The organism is Sphingomonas bacterium (assembly GCF_903643065.1).
Taxonomy (GTDB): domain Bacteria; phylum Pseudomonadota; class Alphaproteobacteria; order Sphingomonadales; family Sphingomonadaceae; genus Sphingomonas.
In genome coordinates this window covers 1-3,974 of sequence record NZ_CAHJWX010000275.1, presented here as the reverse complement: position 1 = coordinate 3,974, position 3,974 = coordinate 1, and the positions used below count along the sequence as shown (strand labels likewise).

Sequence of the window (3,974 nt, the reverse complement as noted above, 5' to 3'; positions counted from 1 at the left end):
CGGCGATGGCGGATTGCGACGTGCTGGTGCCCGCCGTCACCGACGCGATCGACGCCGGGCTGATCGCGGGCGCGGGTCCGCGGCTGCGGCTGATCGCCAATTTCGGCGCGGGCGTGAACCATATCGACCTCGCCGCCGCCCGCGCCCGGCGCATGGCCGTCACCAACACGCCGGGCGTGCTGACGGAGGATACCGCCGACCTGGCGATGGCGCTGATCGTCGCCGTGCCGCGCCGGCTGGCGGCGGGGGAGGCGCTGGTGCGATCGGGCGAGTGGCGCGGCTGGAGCCCCGGCGGGATGCTCGGCCATCGCATCGGCGGCAAGGCGTTGGGGATCGTCGGCATGGGCCGGATCGGGCAGGCAGTGGCGCGGCGCGCGCGGGCGTTCGGCCTGTCGATCCATTACCACAACCGCCACCGGCTACCCCCCGTGCTGGAGGCGGAGCTGGGCGCGGCGTGGCATCCGATGCTGGACGAGATGCTGGGCGCGGTCGACATCGTCACGCTGCACACGCCCCGCAACGCGGACAGCGAGAACCTGCTGGATGCGCGGCGGCTCGCGCTGCTGCGGCCGCATGTGTACCTCGTCAACACCTCGCGCGGCGGGATCGTCGACGAGGACGCGCTGGTCGAGGCGCTGGCGGCGGGGCGGCTGGCCGGCGCGGGGCTGGACGTGTGGCGGCACGAGCCGGCGATCGACCCGCGCCTGCTGGCGCTGCCCAACGTGGTGATGACGCCGCATATGGGCTCGGCCACCTATGAGGGCCGCGTCGCCTCGGGCGAGAAGGTGATCGCCAACATCCGCGCCTGGGCGGACGGGCATCGGCCTCCCGATCAGGTGCTGGAGGGATGGATCTGACCTCCCTTCACTGACCGGTTCGCGCGCCCATCCTCGTCTATCGCCGGACAAGGGGGTGACGATGCGACATCGGTGGATAGGGGCGACGGCGCTGGCGTGCGCGGCGGCGGCGGGCGCGCAGGGGACGAGGAAGCCGGTCGCGGGCATCGCCGACCTGCCGCGCCATGCCTATCCCTATCGCGGCGACGTCGCGCTGCTGATCACGCGGCCCGACCTGCTCGATCCGATCGCGGCGACGGCGCGCGCCGATCTGGACGCGACGCTCGCCGGCTATGCGATCACCGACCGCACGACGCTGCGCGAGATGCACGAGAATCTTGGCTGGCTGGCGATGATCCGGCGCGACTATCCCGACGTCCGGCGCGAGGTGGCGCTGGCGCGCGGCTATGCGGACAAGCCGCTCGACCGGCTGTCGCTCGGGCTGACGCCGCTCGCCTATGCCGACGCGGTGGCGACGGGCGCGGTGCCGGGCACGCCCGCCTTCGCCGCCGCGTTCGCGCGCGCCTATGCCGCCGCGCTTCAGCCGCTGCCCTGGTCGGTCTATGGCGACCGCGCGACGCAGAATGTCGGGCGGGACGGGGCGGCGGGGGCGGGCTTCTTCGGCGGGCTGTTCGCGCGGCGCTATCAGCCGCAGGCGGACGGGGGCGGCGCGCTGGACGACGAGGCCGTGCTGGACCTCGTCTTCGCCACCGTGATCGTCCGCGACTTCGTGCCGCTCAAGACGCAGCTCGTCGCGGCGGACCGCGCCTACCTCGCGAGCCATCGCGCGCCCAAGCCCGACCTCTGGGCCGCGCGCGAGGTGACGCTGGGCGCGGCCGACCGGCTGACGCCCGTCACCGTCGCGATCTGGGACGGCGGCTTCGATACCGCGCTGTTCCCCGGCCGGGTCTGGTTCAACCCGCGCGAGCAGGCGGGCACGCGCGATCTGGACGGAGACGGCTGGGCCGGCGACGTCCACGGCGTCGGGCTGGACGAGAACGGCGCGCGCGTGGCGGACGAGCTGATCGCGCCGTCGCCCGCCATCGCCGCCGACCAGGCGGCGCTGATCGATCGGTGGGTCGGCTTCGAGGAGCTGGGCGAAGGCGACGCCACGCCGGCGGCCGAGCGCGCCCAGGCCTTCTTCACCACCGGGAGCGTGGCGGAGATCGGCACCTTCTTCGACCAGTCGCGATGGGTCGGCGGCTGGTTCCATGGCACGCACGTCGCGGGCATCGTCGCGCGCGGCGATCCGGCGGTGCGGATGATGGCGGTGCGGCGCAACTTCGAGTGGCACCAGCCGCCGCGCCGCCCCACCGAGGCGATCGCGCGCGCCTATGCGCAAGGCTATCAGGACGAGGTCGCGTTCATGCGCGCCGCGGGCGTGCGCGTCGCCAACATGAGCTGGACGGTCGACATCAAGACCGAATATGAAGACCAGCTCGCCGCCAACGGCGTGCCCCCGGCCGAGCGCGCGGCGGAGGCCGCCCGGCTGTTCGCGATCGAGGCGCAGGGCCTGGCCGACGCGATCCGCTCGGCGCCCGACATCCTGTTCGTCTGCGCGGCAGGAAACAGCAACAACTCCGCCGCTTTCCAGGGCTCGGTGCCCGCCGCGTTCGACTTTCCCAACGTGGTGACGGTCGCGGCGGTGGGGCAGGACGGCGTGCCGACCAGCTTCACGACCCTGGGGCCGTCGGTCGACATCGCGGCGAACGGCTTCCGGGTCGAGAGCCTGATGCCCGGCGGCCGGCACGTGCGCACGTCCGGCACGTCGATGGCGACGCCCAACGTCGTCAACGCCGCCGCCAAACTGCTCGCGGTCCGGCCGTCGCTGACCATTGCGCAGCTGCGCGCGCTGCTGCTCGACACCGCGACACCGGGCGACGGCGGCGTCAGGCTGCTGAACGCGCAGGCGGCGATGGCGCGGCTCCGCCCCGCCCCTGCCCCTATCCCAGCCTTGTCCTCGACATCCCGTCACTCAGCCGGAGAATAGCCATGGCGAACGCGGCCAAATCGCCGATCCAGCCCTTTACGATCAACGGCCGCCTGGGTGGCGTCCGCCTTTGCCAGTTCTTCAACAACTCGGCCGACCTGCTGCACGGGCACAAGAACTGGATCGACACGTATTTCGTGCCGAAGATGAAGGCGAACCCAAATGCCTGGGTCGATATCTATGGCCACACCAGCCGGCTGGGCAGCGACGCCGCCAACGCCACGCTGAGCCAGAAGCGCCTCGACAAGGTCGAGGCGTATATCAAGTTGAAGCATTCGGGGATCAATGTGAACATCCGGGGCCCCAAGGGCGAGGAGGACGCGGCAAGCTTCAACATCGAGCAGAAGGACAATGACGGCTATTGGCGAGCGGTGCTGATCCGCTGGTTCGGCGTGCCACTCGACATTCCTACTCCCGACTATCCCGAGGAGAAGCCACCATTTCATCTGCCGCCCGCGCCCAAGGGCTGCTGGCTGATTACCGGCGTCGACACGTTCGGCCTGCCCGTCCACGGTCCGGTCTCGGCCGGCAAGATCGATCTGACGCTGCGTAACGACCAGGGCGAGGAATGGATCATCCACGCCTATGGCGGGGGCGTCGGCGCGGAGATTAGGGTAGACGGAAAGGAGGCGGCGCTCGGGGCCGAGAAGGTGGCCGTGTCCGCGGCCTCCACCGTCAAGGAAGTGTACGCCGCCGCCAAGGAGTTCGGGAAAGAACACATCATCGATATCCTCAGGACCGCGGCGATGAAGTTCGGCGACTCTCAGAACGTCTCCGACACGATCAAGGCGGCGAAGATAACCGGCCCCAGCGGCACTACCGGTGGCGTCTTGCTGGGCACGAAATGGGCCGCCAATCTCACGATCGGACAGATCGTGGCGGCCCGCTCCTTCACCATCGGCAATGCCGAGCTGCAGATGATCGCAGGCGGCGGCGAGATCGGACTGATCGTGTTCGGCGGCTTGGCCGACGGCCCGTCACGTCCATGGGGCTATTACCAGAGCCTGGGACTCGGCACGCTCAAGCTCGGCGGGGGTGTCGGCGGCACCCTTTATCGCATCACGAGCTGGAAGAAGCTGCCGCCACAGACCTGGGATACCAACTAGGCCGAGGTCGTCGCGCCGACTCGCGGGCGCCGGCGAACCCGG

3 protein-coding genes are annotated in these 3,974 nt (G+C 70.7%); all 3 read left to right on the top strand.

Translation table 11 applies throughout. From position 1 onward, the window contains the following. Positions 1-857 (top strand): NAD(P)-dependent oxidoreductase (locus HUU95_RS10235; protein ID WP_174280019.1); only part of this gene is annotated, 857 nt, incomplete at its 5' end. Positions 858-918: 61 nt separating this feature from the next. Next, positions 919-2,826 (top strand): S8 family serine peptidase, encoded by a 1,908-nt coding sequence (locus tag HUU95_RS10230; protein ID WP_174280018.1) that lies wholly within the window; start codon positions 919-921, stop codon positions 2,824-2,826. 2 nt (positions 2,827-2,828) lie between these two features. Further along, positions 2,829-3,932, top strand: a complete 1,104-nt coding sequence (locus HUU95_RS10225) for an OmpA family protein (RefSeq protein WP_174280017.1) — start codon at positions 2,829-2,831, stop codon at positions 3,930-3,932. The last annotated feature ends 42 nt before the right edge of the window (positions 3,933-3,974 follow it).